Origin of the sequence: Streptomyces sp. NPDC050264, from assembly GCF_040655895.1 — a bacterium.
GTDB lineage: Bacteria > Actinomycetota > Actinomycetes > Streptomycetales > Streptomycetaceae > Streptomyces.
In genome coordinates, this window is record NZ_JBFAKV010000024.1 from 18,739 (window position 1) to 39,721 (window position 20,983).

19 protein-coding genes are annotated in these 20,983 nt (G+C 69.0%); 16 read left to right on the plus strand and 3 right to left on the minus strand.

All coding sequences use genetic code 11. The annotated features are described in order from the left end of the window. Nucleotides 1-369 precede the first annotated feature (369 nt). From AB0J02_RS33455 to AB0J02_RS33480, 6 genes are all read left to right on the plus strand, one after another. On the plus strand, nt 370-2,307 hold the full coding sequence (locus tag AB0J02_RS33455; RefSeq protein WP_363197581.1) for an NAD(P)/FAD-dependent oxidoreductase: 1,938 nt from the start codon (nt 370-372) through the stop codon (nt 2,305-2,307). A gap of 67 nt (nt 2,308-2,374) precedes the next feature. Next, nucleotides 2,375-4,078 (plus strand): hypothetical protein, encoded by a 1,704-nt coding sequence (locus AB0J02_RS33460; protein ID WP_363197582.1) that lies wholly within the window; start codon nt 2,375-2,377, stop codon nt 4,076-4,078. Between the two features lie 46 nt (nt 4,079-4,124). Continuing rightward, a complete protein-coding gene (trxA, locus tag AB0J02_RS33465) occupies nt 4,125-4,448 on the plus strand; it encodes a thioredoxin (protein WP_363197583.1) in 324 nt (107 codons plus the stop codon). Between the two features lie 86 nt (nt 4,449-4,534). Then, nucleotides 4,535-5,605 carry an extracellular solute-binding protein gene (locus AB0J02_RS33470; RefSeq protein ID WP_363197584.1) on the plus strand — a complete coding sequence of 357 codons (1,071 nt, stop codon included), beginning with the start codon at nt 4,535-4,537 and terminating at the stop codon, nt 5,603-5,605. Then, nucleotides 5,602-6,819 carry an ABC transporter ATP-binding protein gene (locus AB0J02_RS33475; protein ID WP_363197585.1) on the plus strand — a complete coding sequence of 406 codons (1,218 nt, stop codon included), beginning with the start codon at nt 5,602-5,604 and terminating at the stop codon, nt 6,817-6,819. Before AB0J02_RS33470 ends, AB0J02_RS33475 begins: the two co-directional genes overlap by 4 nt. Next, nucleotides 6,816-8,531 (plus strand): iron ABC transporter permease, encoded by a 1,716-nt coding sequence (locus AB0J02_RS33480; protein WP_363197586.1) that lies wholly within the window; start codon nt 6,816-6,818, stop codon nt 8,529-8,531. Before AB0J02_RS33475 ends, AB0J02_RS33480 begins: the two co-directional genes overlap by 4 nt. A gap of 469 nt (nt 8,532-9,000) precedes the next feature. Here AB0J02_RS33480 and AB0J02_RS33485 read toward each other — a convergent pair whose 3' ends face one another. Next, a complete protein-coding gene (locus AB0J02_RS33485; protein WP_363197587.1) occupies nt 9,001-9,786 on the minus strand; it encodes an SDR family oxidoreductase in 786 nt (261 codons plus the stop codon). A 173-nt stretch (nt 9,787-9,959) separates the two neighbouring features. On the opposite strand from AB0J02_RS33485, the gene AB0J02_RS33490 reads away from it, so the two are divergent. The 10 genes from AB0J02_RS33490 (at nt 9,960) to AB0J02_RS33535 (ending at nt 19,507) form a co-directional block, all read left to right on the plus strand. Then, nucleotides 9,960-11,015 (plus strand): SGNH/GDSL hydrolase family protein, encoded by a 1,056-nt coding sequence (locus AB0J02_RS33490; protein ID WP_363197588.1) that lies wholly within the window; start codon nt 9,960-9,962, stop codon nt 11,013-11,015. Between the two features lie 194 nt (nt 11,016-11,209). Next, complete coding sequence (locus AB0J02_RS33495) at nt 11,210-12,001, plus strand: SDR family oxidoreductase (RefSeq protein ID WP_363197589.1); 792 nt, start codon at nt 11,210-11,212, stop codon at nt 11,999-12,001. Between the two features lie 10 nt (nt 12,002-12,011). Continuing rightward, nucleotides 12,012-12,782: a glucose 1-dehydrogenase gene (locus tag AB0J02_RS33500; RefSeq protein ID WP_363197590.1), complete on the plus strand. Its 771-nt coding sequence runs from the start codon at nt 12,012-12,014 to the stop codon at nt 12,780-12,782. Nucleotides 12,783-12,997: 215 nt separating this feature from the next. Continuing rightward, complete coding sequence (locus AB0J02_RS33505) at nt 12,998-13,822, plus strand: IclR family transcriptional regulator (RefSeq protein ID WP_363197591.1); 825 nt, start codon at nt 12,998-13,000, stop codon at nt 13,820-13,822. Nucleotides 13,823-13,914: 92 nt separating this feature from the next. Further along, the gene (locus AB0J02_RS33510; RefSeq protein ID WP_363197592.1) at nt 13,915-14,742 is read left to right on the plus strand and encodes a fumarylacetoacetate hydrolase family protein; all 828 of its coding nucleotides are present in this window, start codon (nt 13,915-13,917) and stop codon (nt 14,740-14,742) included. Beyond that, on the plus strand, nt 14,739-15,683 hold the full coding sequence (locus tag AB0J02_RS33515; RefSeq protein WP_363197593.1) for an acetaldehyde dehydrogenase (acetylating): 945 nt from the start codon (nt 14,739-14,741) through the stop codon (nt 15,681-15,683). Before AB0J02_RS33510 ends, AB0J02_RS33515 begins: the two co-directional genes overlap by 4 nt. After that, nucleotides 15,680-16,693, plus strand: coding sequence for a 4-hydroxy-2-oxovalerate aldolase (dmpG, locus tag AB0J02_RS33520; protein WP_363197594.1), 1,014 nt, complete (start codon nt 15,680-15,682; stop codon nt 16,691-16,693). The genes AB0J02_RS33515 and dmpG overlap by 4 nt, the downstream gene beginning before the upstream one ends. Before the next feature lie 51 nt (nt 16,694-16,744). Continuing rightward, on the plus strand, nt 16,745-17,620 hold the full coding sequence (locus AB0J02_RS33525; protein ID WP_363197595.1) for an alpha/beta fold hydrolase: 876 nt from the start codon (nt 16,745-16,747) through the stop codon (nt 17,618-17,620). Nucleotides 17,621-17,729: 109 nt separating this feature from the next. Beyond that, entirely contained in the window at nt 17,730-18,911 is a 1,182-nt protein-coding gene (locus AB0J02_RS33530) for a hydroxylase (protein WP_363197596.1), read from the plus strand. A 26-nt stretch (nt 18,912-18,937) separates the two neighbouring features. Beyond that, nucleotides 18,938-19,507, plus strand: coding sequence for a flavin reductase family protein (locus AB0J02_RS33535; RefSeq protein ID WP_363197597.1), 570 nt, complete (start codon nt 18,938-18,940; stop codon nt 19,505-19,507). Nucleotides 19,508-19,594: 87 nt separating this feature from the next. On the opposite strand, the gene AB0J02_RS33540 is transcribed toward AB0J02_RS33535, so the two are convergent. Beyond that, a complete protein-coding gene (locus tag AB0J02_RS33540) occupies nt 19,595-19,861 on the minus strand; it encodes a hypothetical protein (protein ID WP_363197598.1) in 267 nt (88 codons plus the stop codon). Nucleotides 19,862-19,937: 76 nt separating this feature from the next. Continuing rightward, on the minus strand, nt 19,938-20,951 hold the full coding sequence (locus AB0J02_RS33545) for an LLM class flavin-dependent oxidoreductase (RefSeq protein WP_363197599.1): 1,014 nt from the start codon (nt 20,949-20,951) through the stop codon (nt 19,938-19,940). Between the last annotated feature and the right edge of the window lie 32 nt (nt 20,952-20,983).

Genomic DNA, 20,983 nt, shown 5'->3' on the forward strand with positions numbered 1-20,983 from the left:
ACCCGGACGTATTCGACGAATGCGTGCGTCCGGTCGTGGAGGCCCGACCCGCTCGCGTCGTCGCCCCGCCTGAGGCGTACCCCGGAGCCGTTGTCCGGGCGCGCGTCGACTTCGCCGACGTTCAGTACGAGGGCATCACGTCGCGGAACACCACAAATGCTCAATTGGGCGTCCGCTGACCGGAACAAGCGCTCTGCGCGCCATCACCGTCGAAGGAGGATCGGCGTCACGTGGTGACCCCGACGGCAGTTACATGTACAGTCCCAAGAAGTAGATGAGTGCAATCAGTAAGCGGATTGAACCTAGGGTGGATTCGCATGCGCCGTCAGGCCGCGAGAGCCGTCCGAGGTCATCGAGGGAGGGAGTCACATGACCGTGCACAGTGCGTCCGGAGCAGCCGCGTCCGGGCCAGTGGACGAGGCGTTCATCCGGCGGGCGCTCGACGACGCCGACCTCAACGCCCTGCGCATGGCGCTCTACCAGGCGACCGGCGACGAGGAACTGCTCGCGCTGCCCCTGAAGCAGACCCCGATGTACGGCGGTGCTCTCAAGCAGACCGTGATCGAGGGGGGGGCGGCTCAGGCCGTCAAGGACAGGGCGCTCCGTTTTCTGCTGCAGCTTCCCGCCGACTTCACGCCGGTGCAGCCCTCCGACCCGGACCTGCGCGCCATGTACGAGGCGTTCCGCGACGAGAGCCTGACCGACAAGGACTGGTCGTACCGCCGGGACCTGGCCGCGTTCGACGAGCATCCGCGGCTGGCGCGATGGAACGGAGAACGGCCCGCGATCCCCGAGGACTTCGAGGTCGCGATCATCGGCGCCGGCTTCGGCGGGATCGCGGTCGCCGTGCAGCTGCAGAAGCTGGGCATCCCGTACACGGTGTACGAGCGGCGCACCGACCTCGGCGGCACGTGGACGATCAACGCCTACCCGGACGTCCGGGTCGACACCACCAACTTCCTGTACCAGTACTTCTTCGAGAAGAACTACCCCTGGACCGAGTACTTCGCGCGGGCCGACGAAGTGCAGGGCTACCTGGAGCACGTCGCCCGCAAGTACGGGGTGTACGAGCACATCCGTTTCGAGAGCGACGTCACGTCGGCCGTGTTCGACGAGGACGCGGGCAACTGGCGCCTACAGGTGGCCGCCAAGAACGGCACCGCGCACCTGACCGCGACCGCCGTGGTGAGCGCGAGCGGTCTGTTCTCCACGCCGAAGCGCCTCTCGGTCCCCGGCATCGAGGAGTTCGGCGGCGAGATCGTGCACACCGCCGAATGCACCGGCGAGGAGCGGATCGACGGCCGGGACGTCGCCATCGTCGGCAACGGGTCCACCGGTGTCCAGATGATGTCCTCGGTGCGCAAGCGCGCCCGCAACGTCGGTGTCTTCCAGCGCACACCCCAGTGGATCAGCCCCCGTGACCGGTACGGAGAGCCGATCGACCGGGAGACCCGTTGGCTGCTCGACACCATGCCGTACTACTGGAACTGGTACTGCTACTCGATCGCGACCATGCGTCTCGGCGGGCAGCTCCTGCAGGAGCCCGACCCGAAGTGGAAGGCGGCGGGCGGCCTGGTCAACCAGGCCAACGACTCGTACCGCGAGAGCCTCGTCAAGTACGTGCAGACCAAACTCGCCGACCGGCCGGAGCTGTGGCCCAAGGTCATCCCGGAGCACGCGCCCATGGCCCGACGGCTCATCGTGGACAACAACTGGTACGGCTCGCTCCTGGAGGACAACGTCGAGCTGGTCACGGACAAGATCGAGCGGTTCACACCGACCGGCATCCGTACGGCCGACGGCAAGGAACGGCTCTTCGACCTCGTCTTCACCGCCACTGGGTTCGCCGTGCAGAAGTACCTGTGGCCCACCACGTACCAAGGCCTCGGCGGCGCGACACTGGAAGACCGGTGGAGCGACCCCGCGGGCGGCGGCCCGCGCGCGTATCTGAGCCTGACCGTTCCCGACTTCCCGAACTTCTTCATCATGTACGGGCCCAACTCGCAGAACAGGGCCGGCTCGCTGATCGTGTGGATGGAGTCCTGGGCCCGCTACATCGCGCAGTCGATGATCGCGCTGATCGAGGGCGGCCACCGGCATCTGAGCGTGCGCCACGAGGTGTTCGAGCAGTACAACGAGCGCCTGGACCAGGCCATGCTCTCGCTCATCTGGTACGACGAGGGCTCCAAGGACCGCAACTACTACGTCAACGAGTTCGGCCGTCAGCAGGTGAACGTCCCCTGGCGGCTCGAGGACTATCACCAGTTGCTGGAGCGGTTCGACCCGGCCGACTACGACTTCGCCTGACCCGACAGCGGGCCGGCGCGTCCACGGGCGGCGCGCCGAGACAGGCGGGAAATGTGCAGGAGGCGCAGTGACGACGCAGACAACCGCGGACAAGGTCACCATCGAGGTGGTCGACCCCACCCCGGAGAAGATGCAAGCGACCGTGACATCGCTCGCACCGCGGCTGACGACGCTGAACGGGAAGGTCCTGGGCCTGCTGTCGAACAGCAAGCCCAATGCCGACAACGCCCTGCGAGCGGTCGCGGAGAAGATCAAGGAAACCTACCCGGAGATGGAGATACGTCTCTATCCCGGATCGATCCGGTTCGAGCCCGCGCTGCTGCAGCGCGCCATCGAGGAGAGCGACGCGCTGATCGGCGCCACCGCCGACTGCGGCGCGTGCACCTCGTGGCTCATCCACGACGGCGCCCAGGGTGAGAAGGGCGGCGTACCCCAAGTAACCATCGTGGCGCGCGGGTTCGAGAAGGACACGGCCGCCAGCGCCAAGGTGTTCGGTGTGCCGGATCTTCAGTCCGTGGTGGTGCCGCGGGTGTTCACCGCGCTCACCAAGGAACAGGCCATCGAGCAGACCCTGCCGCAGGTGCCGGAGATCATCCGGCTGCTCACCACCGACCCCGATCCCAGCAAGGTGGTCGAGGCGCCAGAGGCCGAGGAGGAGCGACAGGAGTCGTACACCTTCCACGGAACGAGCGCGGCCGAGGCTGTCGAGGCGTTCAACGAGTACTACCTCGACCAGGACTTCAGCGACGGGCTTCCGCTCCACCCGCCCACCCGCGAGCGGGTGGAGGAGCTGATCGCGGCGCAGGGGACGGCGCGGGACGAGCTGATCGTGACGGTGCCGCCGGGGCACGGTCACGGCACCCTGGAACGCATCGCCGTCAACGCGGCCATGGCCGGCTGCCGCCCGGAGGAACTGCCCGTCGTGATCGCCGCGTTGAAGGCGATCCACGACTGCCCGCCGCCGATGAACCTCTCCGTGCTGATGTCGACCGGGGCCTTCGCGCCGGTCATCATGGTCAACGGGCCGGCCGCGAAGACGCTCGGCATCAACAGCGGCCGTAGCCCGCTCGGTCCCGGCCGCGCCAACCGGGTCAACATTCGCATCGGCCGCGCGGTCTCCCTGGCCCTGCACAACCTGGGTCTGTGGACGCCGGGCCGCATGGACCTCGACACCATCGGCACGGTCCGCAAGAACATCCAGGTCCTCGGTGAGAACGAGGACGAGAGCCCTTGGGAGCCGTATCAGGTCACCGCGGGATTCCGCCCTGACGAAAGCACGGTCACCGTGCTGCACACGACGGGGGAGTGGGACCTCGGTTCCAACCACGGTGGGCCGGACCGTCGCATCCGTTCCATCGCCGCCCGAACGCCCACGGCGACCCAGGTCGGGTTCATGACCAGCACGCTGGGCGGCCTGCGCGGCAACGAGGACGGACTGTTCTACCTGCTGCCGCCGGAGACCGCGAAGCGCCTCAACGAGGCGGGGCTCGACAAGCGCGCCGTGCAGCGCTTCCTGCTGCACAACGTCCGGTCCAGCATCAGCGACGTCATCGCCCCGTTCCTCGATTTCCGCGACCGGGGGCTCGTCCGCCCGGAGTGGCAGTGGATGTTCGAGCTGTCGCCCGCGGAGCAGCGCAGCCAGACCGTCCCCGTGTTCGTGGACCCGGAGACGATCAAGGTCGCTGTCGCGGGGCACGGCACGCCCAAGGAGTTCGTGTTCGGGACGATGACGACCCCGATCACCCAGAAGATCGCCATGATCAACCGATGACGGGCCACGAATCCCGCCGGGGACTTTCGGACGGAGGGAGCAGCCCGTGGCAAATGTGCGCGAGCTGACCGATGACGACTTCGACGAGATCGTCCTGGGCGCCGGCCGTGCGGTGCTGGTGGACTTCTGGGCTCCGTGGTGCGGGCCGTGCCGGGGCGTCGCGCCCGTGATGGAGGCGATGGCCGATGACCACCATGACCGCATCGACGTGGGCAAGGCGAATCTGGAGCACGTTCCCCGTGCCGCCGAGCGGTACGGAGTCACCTCTCTCCCCGCGCTGCTGATGTTCCAGGACGGGAAGGTGGTCGCGACGCTCGTCGGCGCCAAACCGCGTTCGCTCGTCGAGAAGGCGTTCGCCGCGTACCTGTGAGGAGAGACCGAGGGGCGCTCTCCGCGAGGAGGCGCCCCTCCTTCATGCCCGCCGTCGCGAACCGACTTGCCGGAAGGGTGAGAGACATGAACAGAGCCTCGAAGCTGGGGACGTGGGTGACGGCGGTGGCCCTGCTGTCGTTGACGGCAACAGGATGCGGGTCCTCCGACGCGGCCGACAGCGGCCCCGCCGCGCAGAAGTTGAGCACCAAGGAACTCGTCAAGAAGGCCAAGGCCGAAGGAGAAGCCGTCTGGTATGCGGGCGGCGTACGCGCCCAGGACGCGGCAACCGCCTTCGAGAAGAAGTACGGCATCAAGGTCCACGTGGAACGGTTGTCCGGCGGAGCACTGAGCCAGCGCGTCCAGGGCGATGTGAAAAGCACGGGCCACCTCGGCGCGGACGTGATCGACAACGCGAACATGGACCTGCTGAACGAGCTGGTCAAACAGGGCCTCGCCCGCCACCTCACCGCCAAGGACATTCCGGGCTACCCCGTGACCGGCGAGGTGAAGGGCGTCGGGAACACCTGCCGGATCAGCGTGGCGGTCATCGGCTACAACACGGACCTGCTCGGGAAGTGGCGGCCGAAGACCTGGCGCGACCTCCTCGATCCCCGACTCAAGGGCAAGCTCATGGTGAGCGACCCGAACGACTCCGACGCCTGGGCCACTCTCTGGTCCCAGGTGCTCCGCACACCCGCCCTCGGCCGCGACTACCTCAAGGCCGTCGCCGCACAGGGCATCCAGCCCGTCGCCTCCAGCCTGGTCGGTGCCGAGCAGCTCGGCGCGGGACAGGGCGCGGCCCTCGTGGCCGCGACCACGTCCCTGCTGGAGGACCAGCAGAAGGCGAAGGCGCCGGTCGGGTTCTTCGTCCCGAAGGACCCCTCTCCCGTCGTCCCCACGGTCTGCATGCCTGCGATCGGCAGTGCACACCCCTACGCCGGTGAGCTGCTGGAGCGCTATCTGCTGAGCAAGGAGGGCCAGCAGGTCCTCAACTCCACCGAGCGTGCGGCATCGGTGTACACCGGGTTGAAGGGAACCCTGGCCCTGCCCCCGAACGCCGCGCCGATGCCGCACGACAAGGACTTCACCGCGCAGACCGCTCGCGTGCGCAAGGACCTCCCCGAGATCAACAAGCTGCTGGGAGTCGGACAGTGACGCGGGAGGCGACGAAGCAGAAGCGGTCGCGGACCGAGGCCGTGGAGCCGGCGCCCGCTGCCGCTGAGGCCACCGCGCGGGCGTCAGCGGCTCTCAGTGTCGAACACCTGCGCCTGACGTTCACGCGCGCCGACGGTACCCACGTGAAGCCGATGGACGACATCTCCTTCAGCATCGAGCGAGGCGAACTGCTCGTGCTTCTCGGCCCCAGCGGCTGCGGGAAGACCACGCTGCTGCGCGCCATCGCGGGCCTGGCCGCTCCCGATGAGGGGACGATCGCCATCGCGGGGCGCACCGTCTTCGACGCGGCCACAGGGAGGGCGCGCGCCGTACCGCCGGAGAAGCGCGGTGTGGGCATGATCTTCCAGTCCTACGCACTGTGGCCGCACCTGACCGTCGCCGAGAACGTCGCGTACCCCTTGGCCGCTGCCAAGGTGCCGCGCCGCGACCGTGCCGAGCGGGTCGAACGTGCGCTGGGCATGGCGGGGATCGCGGAAGTGGCAGGACAGTTGCCGGGGCGACTGAGCGGGGGACAACAGCAGCGCGTGGCACTCGCCCGTGCGCTGGTGGCCGAGTCCGAACTGGTCCTGTTCGACGAGCCCTTGTCCAACGTGGACGCCAAGGTCCGCGAGGAGCTGCGCCTTCAACTCCGCGAGACACAGCGCCGGGTCGGGTTCACGGCCGTCTACGTCACGCACGACCAGGTCGAGGCCATGGAGATGGCCGACCGGATCGCTGTGCTCGACCGAGGACGCGTCGTTCAGATCGGTCCGCCCGACCAGCTCTACCGGCAGCCCGCGTCCGCGTTCGTCGCGCGCTTCATCGGCACGGCCAACGAGCTCACCGCCACCGTCGTCGCCGCTCACGGCGACTCTGTGACGGCGGAGCTGCCGGGCGGCCTGGGACGCTGCGAACTGCCTGCCCCCGCCACCGGCCCCCTCCCCGCCAACGGCACGCCGGTGCACGTCATTTGGCGACCGGAGCACACGGTGATCGACGGTCGTGTACCGGAGCCCGGGGCCCTCGTGCTGCCGGGGAAATTCATCCTGGGCCGCTATCTCGGCGCCTTCAGCGAGGCACTGGTCGAGCTGACCGACGGCACACGGGTGCGGGCAGCCACTACGGACCAAGAGTTCCCCGAGACGGGCCGGCAGTTGAGAGTCGGCGTCGCCCGCGAGAACCTGCATGTCTTTCCGGCGGAGGCGTCGGCATGACCGGTCTCCCCACCCTCCGTCTCCGACGCAGTGACCGCGGGTGGCCCCGGCCGACGACCATGTCCGCGCTGGTGGTCGGCCTCCTTCTGGCCGCGTTGCTGGTGTATCCCCTGGCGAGACTGATCTACGAGGTGTTCGGCACCGACCCCGCCGAACCGTTCCGCAAGGCTTTCGCGCTCCCCGACACCGGCGCGATGCTCCTGCACACGGTGCTGGTGGTCGGGGTGGCGACCGTCTGCTCCGTGCTCGTCGCCGTGTTGTTCGCCTGGCTCAACGAGCGCACCGACGCCCGCCTCGGCGCCGTCACCGCGCTACTGCCGCTCACTCCGCTGCTCGTCCCGCCGCTCGCGGGCACCATCGGCTGGGTCTTTCTCGGCGCGGACCGCGCCGGGCTCCTGAACGTCGTACTGCGGGACATGCTCGATGTCGTCGGCGTGCACATGGACTCCGGGCCGTTCAACATCTACAGCGGTTACGGCCTGGTGTTCCTCTACACCCTGCACATCGTGCCGTTCGTGTATCTGCCCGTTTCGGCGGCGCTCTCCCGGCTGGACCCCGGCCTTGAGGAAGCGTCCCGGATGTGCGGTGTGGGACCGTGGCGCACGCTGCTCAAAGTGACGGTTCCCGCGGTCCGGCCGTCGATCGCCGCAGGAGCGCTGCTCGGAGCCGTGATCGGCCTCGCGACCTTCTCCATTCCGCTGATCGTCGGCACCGGCGCGCGGATCGACGTGCTGGCAGTACGCATCTACCGCCTGCTCACGAACGGATTCCCGCCCCGGACGCAAGAGGCCGTTGCCCTCAGCCTGATCCTCCTCGTCGCGGTGGTGATTCTCTCGCTCTTGCAGCGGCGGGTTTCGGTGCGCGGCGGACACGCGATGATCGGCGGGAAAGGCCTGCGCGCGGAACCGGTGAGCCTGGGCCGGGCCCGCCTGCCGGCCCGCCTGTTCATGCTGGCGTTCGTCGCCGCCTCCTGCGTCCTGCCGTTCCTCGGGCTGATCTATGTCTCCGTGCTGGGACGCTGGGAGCCGCGGCTGCGCCTCGACGGGCTGAGCCTCAAGGCCTACCGGACGACTCTGCTGGACAACCCGCGAACGCAAGACGCGCTCACGAACAGCTTCGTCCTCTCCCTGGCCGGCACCGCTGTGGTTCTGATCGTCGCTGTTGTTGCCGTCAACTACGTTGCCCGACAGGGCGGTTGGGGAGCACGGCTGCTCGACGTACTGGCCAAGGCGCCAGGCGGCCTCTCCCACCTGGTGCTGGCCATCGCGATTCTGACCGCGCTCGCGGGGCCCCCGCTGCGTCTGGGCGGTGGGAACACCATCCTGCTGCTTGCCTTCGCAGTCTTCTTCCTGCCGCAGGCGTACGTCGCCACGGGTTCGGCCCTTGGACAGATCGCGCCGGAACTCGCCGAAGCCTCCGCGATGAGCGGAGCCGGCCCGGGCAGAACCTTCGCCCGGATCACGTTGCCGCTGGCCCGCCCGGGGCTCTCCGGTGCCGCTGTGGTGCTGTTCGTGCTGATGATGAGCGAGGTCACCGGCTCCGCTCTCCTGTCGGGCACCCAATCGCCGGTGGTCGGCTTCGTGATGATCGACTTGTGGGCCAACGGCAGTTTCGCCACCATCGCCGCACTCGGCGTCGTCATGACCGTGGTGACATCGGCGGTGGCCGGGTTCCTGCTTCTCGGCGGGCGCAAGTCGGTGTCACTGCGCTGAGCGATATCGACGGGAGAGTGGGGCGGCGTACTCGAGTACGCCGCCCCACTCAGCCATATGGTGCCGGAAACTCCGCGGATGAGCCGGAGTTGGGTGTGAGCGGTATTGATCAGACACGTCCGGCAGCTTCCGGACTCGGGGATGCGGAGCGTGGGACGGGTCCAGCCGAGCGATCGCTCCATCAGTCGGGAGGTCTGTCGACCAGCTGCCGCCCGTCCAGACGGGCGGTCGGCCCGGCTTCCAGCTCATCGGCAACAGCGACTCAAGGAGCGATCCGTATCGCAGGCCTCATTGCTTCGGCGGGGTTGGCGGATCGGTGGCTGCTCGGGATGTCAGGTCCGCGGCGCGGGGAGTGCGGGTGAACTGTTCATCCAAACCGTGTCGAACTGCTTCAAGGCGATGAAGTACAAGAGGCCGGGGCCCGGGCGTAGAGGCACGGGGACAGTCAAGACCGCACTCGAACCCGCCATCACGGTGTGTCGTACGCGAACCTGCGCCCCGTACCGCCGTCGACGACCAGCGTCTGGCCCGTGATCCATTGGGACAGGTCGCTGAGGAAGAAGAGGATCGCCGAGGCGATGTCGCGCGGCTCGCCCACGCGGCCGAGCGGGACCCTGGCGCCGACCTTCTCATAGTAGTCGGGCTCCGGGTGACGCTCTGCCACGCGCGGGGTGTAGGTCTGCCCCGGGGCCACGGCGTTCACGCGTACCGTGGGTGCGAGTTCCAGTGCCGCCGTGCTGACGAGGTTGACCAGTGCGGCCTTGGCGGCGCCGTACACGGCGTGGTTCGGGGCGGAGCGCTGGCCCGAGATCGAGCCGACGAACACCATGGAGCCTCCCGCCGGCATCGCCCGCGATCCCGCTTGGAGGGCCAGCAGGACGTGTCGCAGATTGAGGTCGAGGCCGCGTTGCCAGGCGTCGTCGCTCACCTTCGTCAACGGTCCCTGTTCCGAGATGCCAATGATGTCGGCGAGCCCGTGCAGCGGCCCGAACCGGTCGACCGCCTCGGAGACGGCTCGCTCGATGTCGGCGCGGGCGGTTGCGTCGGCGACGAGTGCCAAGCCCTTCACCTCCTGGGCCACGGCCTCGGCGCGCTCCGGCAGTGTGTCGACGACTGACACACGGGCGCCGAGTGCGGCAGCCGCGAGACAGGTCTGCCGACCTATTCCCTGTCCACCTCCGAGCACGAGGACGTGTCGGTCCGTCAGGTCGATCAGCCCGCGGTAGTCGGGAGTGGTGTCGTGCCAGGAGCTCATCTGTTCGTCCCTCGCAGAAGTGGGGTTCAAGGCTGCAGCACTGCTTGACGCCGTACGGAACTCTACGGTTAGGATATCAATCAGTGAACCCATTTAAATAAGTAAACCAAGGGCGCTCAAGGCTCCCGGAGCCGCGATGCGGGGCGAGCCGCCCGAATGAGAGGTGGCTCTCCATGGATTGCACGGACGCGGAGCCCTTCGTCCGGGGTGTGTTGCCCTCGTGGGTGAGCGAGGGCTCGCGCCTTCCGGGCGAGTTGTGTCGCAAGCTTCCGATGGACACCGTGCGGGCCGCGCGTATCGCCGCCGGTGTCCATCTCGCCTTCCGGGGGAGTGCTACAGCCGTCGAACTCGCCCTGACGCTCGGGCAGAAGACCACGGTGCCCGCGCCGGCGGCCCCGAACGCTCTGGTGGTACGCGGTGCGCGCCCGCCCTCCGTCCGCGTCCCGCTTCCGCCGGCGCCGGGCGAATGCGTCGTCCGCGTACCCCTGCCCGACCGCGCTCCTGGCGAGGTGGTGAAGGCCTATCTGCCGGAGACCGTCGAGGTGCGCGTCGACGGCGTCGTGGCGGTGGGAGGAACCCTGGAGCCCGCACCGCCGCAGCCGCTGTGGGTGGTCTACGGCGATTCCATCACCCAGGGCTGGTCGGTTTCCGAACCGGGCCTGGCCTGGGGTTCCTTGGTCGCCGAGCGGCTCGGTCTCGACCTGGTCAATCTCGCCTTCGCGGGTGCCGCGCGTGGGGAGGTGCTGGCCGCTGACGCCGTGGCGGGGTCCGGTGCGGCGGCCGTCGCGATCGCCTGGGGCACCAATGCCTGGTCGTCCCTCCCGACCGATGCCGGTGCCATCGCGGAGACGGCCCGGCTGTTCCTGACCGCCGTACGGCAAGGCCTCCCACAGGTACCGCTGGTCGTGGTGAGCCCGCTGCTGCGTCCCGATGCCGAGCGGAAGAAGAACCGCTTCGGCGCCACCCACGCGGACATGCGTACCGCGATGGAGACGGCCGTGCGGCACTTCGCCCGGACCAACGGTGATACGCGCCTGAAGCTCGTCCGTGGGGCGCATCTGGTGCCGACCGATCAACTGGCCGACGGGCTGCACCCAGGGGACGCCGGCCACCGGAGCCTGGCCGACGCGGTGGCGCCCGCGGTGGCGGAAGGGCTCGGGCTCGACGTCGGGGCCCCTGGCGGGCGGCCCCGCGACACGGCGGCACGGCATGCGACGTCACACCCCTAGATTTGATCGACCGGTCGGTCTAACGTACGACGCAGGTCGAGTCCCGGCCACCCCCGCCTCATCTGCGCCTTGTGGCGCGGTGGATCAGTGGAGTCCTAACGCATTTGATCCAACTGGCCCCTGCGGGTCGCCGGTGGTCACGACTTGATGTTCTTGGCGCTGGCGACGGCGCGTCGATTCGGAAGTAGGTGGAGATGGAACTGGCAGAGGTGTTCCGGTTCACCGGGATGACCGCGGTCGTCACCGGTGCGGGCAGCGGGATCGGCAGGGAGACCGCCACCGTCCTCGCCGAGGCCGGAGCCCGGGTGATCGTCGCGGATCTCGACGGCGGTGCCGCGGAAGACACGGCGGCCCACATCGTCAAGGCGGGTGGACAGGCTGAAGCTCGGCAGGTCGATGTCTCCGATCCCGCCGATGTCGCGCGACTGGTCACGGGCGCAGTGGAGCAGACAGGGCGCCTGGACGTGATGGTCAACAACGCCGGAATCATGCTGCGTAAACCGGCGCTCGACATCACGCCGGAGGAGTTCGAGCGGGTGCTCTCCGTGAACCTCAAGGGCGTTCTCTACGGCTGCCAGTCGGCGGCCCGTGTGATGAAGCCGGGGGGCAGCATCGTCAACACCCTCTCCACGATTGTTGACTTCAGCACGGCCGGCACTGGTTCCTACGCGGCGTCGAAGAAGGGCGCCGAGGCGCTGACCCGGACCTTCGCGGTGGAGCTGGGGCCGCGCGGGATCCGCGTCAACGGCGTCGCACCCGGCTGGACGGACACCGGGATCACGCGTGGGCGGAGCTTCGACGAGAACGGCGCGTTCGATCAGCAGGGCTTCGACGCGCTGGCTGGCCGCATGGCCGGATCCGCACCGCTCGGCGCTGTCGCCACCACCCGGGACACGGCCCTGGCCGTGCTCTACCTCGCATCGCAGGCGAGTCGCTGCGTCACGGGACACGTGGTGCGCGTCAACGGCGGAGCCTCCATGGCCTGAGGAGCCGAGAATGACGCAGAGACTGCAGGGCAGAACGGTCCTGATCACCGGCGGAGCCCGCGGGCAGGGCGCGAGCGAGGCCGCGATGTTCGCCGAGGCCGGTGCCCACGTGCTGGTCGGTGACGTACTCGACGAGGAGGGCGTGAGGACGGCGCGGGAGGTGGGCGGCGACTTCTTCCACCTCGACGTGACCTCACCGTCGGACTGGAGCGCCGTGGCCGACACGATCCGAGCCGACCACGGCAGGCTGGACGTCCTGGTCAACAACGCGGGTGTCGCCCCGTCGAAGCCGGGCGGTTTCCACGAGATCACGGTCGAGGAACACCTCCGCCTGTTCGACGTCAACGTGCACGGTGTGTTCCACGGCGTGCGGGCGACGCTGGAGCTGTTGCGGGCCGGCCACGGAGCCTCGGTCGTCAACATCTCCTCCATCGACGGGCTCGCCGGGGTCAGCGCCATGGCCAGTTACGTCGCCTCCAAACACGCGCTGACCGGGCTGACCCGGTCGCTGGCTCTCGAACTCGGCCCCGAGGGTATCCGCGTGAACTCCATTCATCCCGGCGTGATCGACACACCGATGGTGAGCACCGTCAGTCAGGCGCGCCGCGACCGGTTGACCAGGACGGTGGGCCGACAGCCGATCCGACGCATGGGCCGCCCCGAGGAAGTCGCCGCCATGGCGCTGTTCCTGGCATCCGACGAGGCCTCGTACTGCACCGGAGCTCAGTTCGTCGTCGATGGAGGGCACCTGGCGGGCCCCTATCGAGAACCAGCTGTGTGACCTCCTCGCCCCCCGGGGGGGTGGACGGGTCGCACCAGCGTCAGCAAGCACCGTCGCCACCACTTCGTACACAGACAGACCGAGCCGTTCCACCGCTACCGGGCTCCCGCGGGAGCCACTGCCCGGTGATGCCGCGCCGGACGGAGCTTCCCGAAGGGACCGGGACGCGCCGCCACACGCACGGTGTCGCGCATTGGCAAGCAAGGAGGTCGCAGATGTCCGATATCCCCTCGAGCATGGTCGACAGGGTCGTGCTGATTCTCGGCGCCTTCGAGCGTTCCGGCGGCACACTGACGCTGGGACAGATCGCCGCGCGGTGCAGGCTGCCGCGATCCTCCGTCCATCGGATCCTGCAGCAACTGGTCAGCGCCCGCTGGATACGGCGTGACGACAACGACTACACCCTCGGCCTCCGCATGTTCGAGCTCGGCAGCCTGGTCGTGCAGCGCAGCCGACTGTGCGAAGCGGCCAGGCCCGTCATGCAGGAGCTGGCCGCGGCGACCGGTCATGTCGCACACCTGGCCGTCTTGGACGAGCTGGACGTCGTGTATCTGGAGAAGATGATCGGGCCGCTCGCCCCTCCCCTTCCCTCGCGGATAGGGGGACGCATGCCCGCGCACTGCACCGCCGTGGGGAAGGTGTTGCTCGCGCACTCCCCGAGAGCGTTCGTGGAGAGCTACCTGGCGGAGGGGCTGAGCCGCAGGACGGGGGCGAGCATCACCAACCGTCAGGCCTTGACGCAGTCGTTCACGGCCATTCGCGAACACAGCTACGCCACGGAACGAGGCGAGGCCGCTGTCGGTGTGGCGTGCGTGGCCGCTCCGGTCATGGAGTTCGGTATCGCCACCGCGGCTCTCTCGGTGAGCGGGACGCAGGAACGCATGCGCATGCAGGAGCTGAAGGTGCGCGTGCAACTGAGCGCGGCCGAGATCTCGCGCCGGCTCACGGCGTCCTTCCACGCTCGCGACGAACGGCCCTCGGCGCCTGTTCCGCTGACCGGACACCTCGCGGCCACCGTCGGGGCGGCGGCCGCAGGATGAGGAGGCGGTGGGCCGGAGGCCTCGCGGGACACTCCGGTCCACCGCTCGAGTCCGCCGTCGGTGGGACAACGAGCGTAGGGGAGAGAAGCACGTTGCGTACGAAGACGACCGCGGCGCGGGAGGCGGCGGATGCCGCCGCGCGGCGGCTGGAGGAGGCGCAGGCCACGGGCCGGGCGTGTGAGCCGATCGCCGATCTCATCGGCGGCGACGACATCGCGCTGGCCTACGAGGTGCAGCAGAGAGTGACACGGAATCGTCTGGATCGCGGCGCTCGCCTCATCGGCCGCAAGATCGGGCTCACGTCCAAGGCGGTGCAGTCACAAGTCGGGGTAGATCAACCGGACTTCGGTGTCCTCTTCGACGACATGCGGTACGCCGACGGCGAGGTGATCCCGTACGGCCGGCTGCTCCAGCCGAAGGCCGAGGCGGAACTTGCCTTCGTGCTGGGCCGGGACATCACCGACGTCGGTGACCCCCGGACGGTGCGGGAGGCCGTCGAACTCGCCCTGCCCGCGGTGGAGATCGTGGACAGCCGGATCGCCGACTGGCGGATCGGCATCACCGACACGGTGGCCGACAACGCCTCGTCCGGGGTCTTCGTGCTGGCGGACGAGGGACTTCCGCTGGATCTCTTCGCGCCCGCCGACGTGCGGATGACCATGCGGCGCGGAAAAGAAGAGGTCTCCTCGGGCTCCGGCCGCGACTGCCTCGGCGACCCGCTCAACGCTCTCGCGTGGCTCGCCGCGACGGCGATCGACGTCGGCGCACCGCTGCGCGCGGGCGAGGTGGTGCTGTCCGGCGCGCTCGGCCCCATGGCGGCCGTGTGCCCCGGCGACGAATTCGAGGTGTCGATCGAACCGTTCGGCACCCTCACCGCGCGCTTCTCCCAGGCGCAGGCGGACGGAAAGGAGGAGGTATGAGCGGCAGGACGGGCGTGGCGATCGTCGGTTCGGGCAATATCGGAACCGACCTGATGATCAAGGTCATGCGGACCTCGGAGAGTCTGGAGGTGCGCGCCATGGTGGGCATCGACCCGGAATCCGACGGGCTGGCCCGCGCGGGTCGGATGGGCGTGGCGACCACCGCCGACGGAGTCGAAGGGCTCCTGGCCATGCCGGAGTTCGAGGACGTGGCCATCGTCCTCGACGCCACGAGCGCGGCGGCGCACACGGCCAACGCCGAACTTCTCGCACCTCACGGCCGCAGGCTCATCGACCTGACCCCCGCGGCTCTCGGGCCGTTCGTCATTCCGGCGGTCAATCTCGACGAGCACCTCGCAGCACCGAACATCAACATGGTGACCTGCGGCGGACAGGCGACGATCCCGATCGTCGCCGCCGTCTCCCGGGTGACCGACGTGCCGTACGCGGAGATCGTCGCTTCGGTGGCCTCGCGGTCCGCGGGCCCCGGTACACGGGCCAACATCGACGAGTTCACCGAGACCACCGCGCACGCCGTCGAGGCGGTCGGCGGAGCACGGCGGGGCAAGGCCATCATTATTCTCAATCCCGCGGAGCCCCCGCTGATCATGCGCGACACCGTCTTCTGCCTGGTCGGCAACGCGGATCACGAACGGATCCGCGAGAGCGTCCAGAAGATGGTGGCCGAGGTCGCCGAATACGTGCCCGGCTACCGCCTCGTACAGGACGTGCAGTTCACCCCGGTCAAGCAGGACGAGATGACGACCCTGCTGCCCGAAGGGACTGGCGACGTCGACACCCAGGTCTCCGTGTTCCTTGAGGTCGAGGGCGCGGCCCACTACCTGCCCGCCTACGCCGGAAACCTGGACATCATGACGTCCGCCGCGCTCCGCGTGGCGGAGCGGATCGCCCGCAGTGAAGGAGAGGCGGCCGCCCGATGACACCGAACCTGTACATCACGGATGTGACCCTGCGGGACGGCATGCACGCCATCCGGCACCGCATCACCCCCGAGCGCGTCGGAGAGATCGTCTCGGCCCTTGAGCGCGGCGGGGTGACCGCCATCGAGGTCAGCCACGGCGACGGCCTCGCCGGAGCCAGCCTGAACTACGGCCCCGGCAGCCACTCCGACTGGGAGTGGATCGAGGCGGCCGCGGCTCACTGCGACCGTGCCGTTCTGACGACGCTCCTGCTGCCCGGCGTGGGCACCATCGCCGAGCTGAAGCGGGCCTACGAGCTGGGCGTGCGGTCGGTGCGGGTGGCCACTCACTGCACCGAGGCGGATGTCGCGGCACAACACATCGCCACTGCACGCGAGTTGGGCATGGACGTCGCCGGGTTCCTGATGATGGCGCACATGCTCGAACCCAAGGAGCTCGCGGCGCAGGCCCGGCTCATGGAGTCGTACGGCGCACGTTGCGTCTACATCACCGACTCGGCCGGCCGGCTCACCATGGAAGGCGTACGGGCTCGTGTGCGCGCCTACCGGGACACGCTCGACGACGCCACGCAGGTGGGAATCCACGCGCATGAGAACCTGTCCCTCGGCGTCGCCAACGCCCTGACAGCCGTTGAGGAAGGCGCTGTCCGCGTCGACGCGTCGTTGGCGGGACAGGGCGCGGCCGCCGGCAACACCCCCATCGAGGCGTTCACCGCCGTGGCGGCGCTGAAGGGCTGGGACACCGGCTGCGACCTGCTCACGCTCCAGGACGCCGCCGACGACCTCGTGCGGCCGTTGCAGGACCGGCCGGTCCGGGTGGACCGGGAGACGCTGACCATCGGTTTCGCCGGTGTATACGGCAGCTTCCTGCGCCACGCGGAGAACGCGGCCCGCATCTACCAGGTCGACGCGCGGCAGATCCTCATCGAGGCCGGACGGCGCAAGCTCGTCGGCGGCCAGGAGGACATGCTCGTCGACATCGCGCTCACGCTGAGCACCGCCGCTTCCTGAACTCTTCATGCCGTGACGCCCGGTGGCGCCAGGAGAAAGGCACACACGACGATGACGACGACCGCGACCTACGAATCGACCAGGGTGAGCAAGGACGTCGGGGGACTCGGCTTCAGCTACCACGAGGCGGGCGAGGGCGAGCCACTGCTCATGCTGCACGGATCGGGCCCCGGCGTGAGCGCCTGGACCAACTTCCGTGACAACCTGCCCCATTTCGCCGGCCGGTTCCGCGCGATCATGCCGGATCTCCCGGGCTTCGGCGCCACCGAGCTGCCCGACCTCGACGAGGTCTATCCCGTCGCGGCGGCGCGCTGGATCTCCCGGCTCATGGACACGCTGGGCCTCGACTCCGCGTACTTCGTCGGCAACTCGATGGGAGGCGCGGTCGCCGCCGAGCTCGCGGCACTCGAACCGGCACGGGTACGCAAGATGGTGCTCATGGGATCGGGCGGCCTGTCGATGAACACCTTCGCCCCGGAGCCCAGTGAGGGGTTCAAGCGACTGGGCGAGTTCCTCGCGGACCCGACCCGGGAGCGGATGATCGGCTGGATCCGGACGATGGTGTACGACCACACCCTCATCACCGACGAGTTGGTCGACGAGCGGATGCGCAACGCGCTGGCGCCCGGAGTCATCCCCCGCATGCAGGCGATCTTCGGGTCGATGTTCGACCCCAAGCGCAAGGCCGGGTACACGCCGCTCTGGACGAAGGCGGCGAGCGTCGCCACCCCGACGCTGATGGTGTGGGGCCGGGACGACCGGATGCTCCCCTACGACCAGGCGCACTTCGCCAACCGGCACATGCCGGACGTCGAACTGCACACCTTCGCGCGGTGCGGCCACTGGGTGCAGGTCGAGCGCAAGACGGACTTCGAGCGCGTGGTGACGGAGTTCCTCACCCGCGAGTCGCCCGAAGTAGGCAACTGAGACGGTCCATCGCCCGTGGCCCGCGCGGGGCGGGGCGATGAACGCAGTACGAGAGTCGAGGCCGCCTGGAGGCGGTCCCACGTGGCACAGGCAGTGGGGAGAAAGTGCGATGGCGCACGAAGTGGTGGAGCGGGTCGAGCAGATCGGCCCGAAGCTGGCCGCGCTCGCGGACGAGAACGAGAAGCTGGGCAAGCTGAGCGGTGAGACCGTCGCGCTGCTGCGCGAGGCGGGCGTCATGCGGCTGTTGCAGCCCAAGCGGCACGGCGGTTACGCGGCTCACCCGCGCGACTTCGCCGAGGCGGTCATGGCGGTGGCCCGGCACGACGGCGCGGCCGGCTGGGTGTGCGGTGTCGTCGGCGTCCACCCCTGGGAGATTGCCCAGATGGACCCGCGCGTGGGCCAGGAGATCTGGGGCGAGAACCAGGACGTGTGGGCCGCGTCGCCCTACATGCCGAACGGCATCGCGGACCCGGTGGACGGCGGATACGTCCTCAGCGGCCGCTGGCCGTTCTCCTCGGGGACCGACCACTGCGACTGGGTGTTCCTGGGCGCCCTCGTGGGCGACGGCAAGGGCAAGCCGGCCTCGCCCCCTGCCGTCATGCACGTGGTCCTGCCGCGCTCCGACTACGAGATCGTCCAGGACTCCTGGAACGTGATCGGACTGTCCGGTACCGGCAGCAAGGACGTCGTGGTCGACAAGGCGTTCCTGCCCGCTCACCGCACGGTCGACCAGGACGAGGTCTCCGGCGGAGAGGCAGCCCTGCGCAACGGCGTCGAGGAGCCGCTGTACCGGCTGCCGTTCACCTCCATGTTCCCGCTCGGCATCACCGCGGCCGTGATCGGCATCTGCGAGGGCGGTCTCGAGGCCCACCTGGCGGCACAGCGCGACCGTGTCACCGTCATCGGAGTGCAGGTGCGCGACGATCCGTACGTCCTGTCCGCGGCGGGCGAGGCGGCGGCGGAGATCGCGGCCTCCCGGGTCCAGCTGATCGAGGGCATCAGCGCCCTGCACGAGCGGGTCGCCGCGGGCGAGACACCGACGATGGAGGACCGGGCCCGGATCCGCCGCAACCAGGTCCGCTGTGCCTGGCGGGCGGTGTCCGCCCTGGACGAGATCTTCGCCAGGTCCGGGGGCAACGTGATCCGGCGCGACAACCCTCTGCAGCGCTTCTGGCGAGACGCCCACGTCGGTCTGCAGCACATGATCCACGTGCCGGGGAGCGCCTATCACTCGAGCACATTGTCACAGATGGGGATCGAACTGCCGCCGCAACTGCGCGTGATGGTCTGACGGTGGCAGGGGAGAGGAGCAGGGCCATGAAGACGGCGAGTGGGTCGCAGCGCCAGTCCGACGGGGCGGGACAGGAGGCGGAAGAGTTCGACGCACGGGCCTTCCGCGACGTCCTGGGCAACTTCCCCACGAGCGTCGTCGCCATCACCGCCGCGGGGGAGGGCGGGCGGCCCAAGGCGATGATCGTGGGCTCGTTCGCCTCGGTCTCCCTCGACCCACCGCTGGTGTCGTTCCTCGCCGACCGGTCCTCGACCACGCTCGGGAAGATCCTGGCGGCGGGGCAGTACTGTGCGAACGCCCTCGCCGCCGACCAGGAGGGGATGTGCCGGCGGATGGCGGCACGGGGGGCGGACCGGTTCGCCGGTACCGGCTGGCAGCACTCGCCGCTGGGGAATCCCGTGCTGGAAGGGGTCGTCGGCTGGGTCGACTGCACGATCGAGAAAGTGGTGGAGCTCGGCGACCACTTCCTCGTGGTCGGCAGGGCGGTACACCTGCGGACCGAGTCCGAGAAAACCCCGCTGTTGTTCTTCCGCGGCGACTACGGCGACTACTTCTCCACCACGTCGTTGCTCCTGGACCGACTCACGGGTTGGTGACCGGGGCGGCGGAGGGTGTCGCACGCAGGGGTGGGGCCCAGCACGGATTCCGTGCTGGGCCCCACCCCATGACCCGTTGTGCCCGGGTCACGCCCCGGCCGCGGCCGAAGCCCGCACGGTGACCTCGTCGACGGGTACCCCCCTGGTCTGCAGGCCCTCCTCTATGAACGCCTTGAGTGAATCGGCGTCCAGCACACATGTGGAGCAGGCGTCGTTGGTCCCTCGGGCGTAGTCGACGACGAGACGGGACGGCTCTGCGGAGTACTCCGCGAGCCGGATCGAGCCGCCGTCCGGCTCGACCATCGGTTCCAGCAGGGAGAGCACTTCGCGAATGGTGTCCTCGGACTGTGTCATGACCGGCCTCCTCGATTCAGAACGGCTGAAGGTGACGATGTCGTGCGTTGACGTGCGGGAGCTGCTCGGGTGCGGCTCAACTCAATTCATTCTGAGCGGCTTTGAGCAGCGGCAGGCTGGCCCGGGCGTACGCGCTGCGTCGCCTCGGGCTGACCATGAAGGATGGCGGCGCGAGATAGGTGACGTCGCGGGCGAGAGAGTGCCGGCGTCGGCGCAAGGCGGAGCGCACGTCGCTCGTGGTCCCGCACAGGCCGATCGCCTCGACCATGTCGTCGGTGACGGCCCGGGCCATGTCGTCGGTACGGCCGTCGGCGAACGCCTCGCGGATCTTCTCCACCTGGGCGGTCCAGCCGTGGTGGGCCGCGTACGCGTCGTAGGTGCGCACCGTGAGGTAGAAGGCGATCATCCGGCGCATGTCGGTGACGGCCCGCTCCGGATCGTCGTCGTCGATGGCGGTGAGCAGCCAGCCGTGCTCCAAGGGCCTTACGTCGCGGTCGGCTTCGCGGGCTCCCTGCTCGACGGCGGGTCGCACGACGTCGTCCCACCAGACGTCGGTGAACAGACCGTGACCGATCACTCCGTCGGCGCCCTTGCCGGCGAGTGCGGCCATTCGCTTCTGGAAGCCGGCCAGCAGCACCGGCGCGTCGATCCGTCCGAGGACGGGGGCCTTGACCCGTGCGCTGATGCGGTAGAACTCACCCTCGAAGCTGACCTTTTCGCCGTTCTCGGCGTGCAGCCAGGTGCGTACTGCCGCGATCAGCTCCGTCATCCGCGCGACGGGCCGGTCGGCCTCGACCCCGCACCAGTCGCGATTGATCGCGAACGCGCCGGAGCCGAGGCCCACGAACACCCGCCCGGGGGCCTGCGCCCACAGGCTGCGTACCGCGGCCGCGTGGGCGAACGGCGTGCGCGAGAACGCGTAGGCGATGGCGGAGCCCACCTGGGCACGTTCCGTGTTGAAGGCCATCTCGGCGACGGTGACATAGGCATCGTGGTCGGCGAACTCGCCTGTGCAGAAGGCCGCAGAGCCCGCCGCTTCCGCTTCTTTGCCGGCCTCGGCTCCGGGCCAGGGCATCCCGAACTCAGTCATGATGGCATCGTAGCATTCAGTTAGCTATTTAA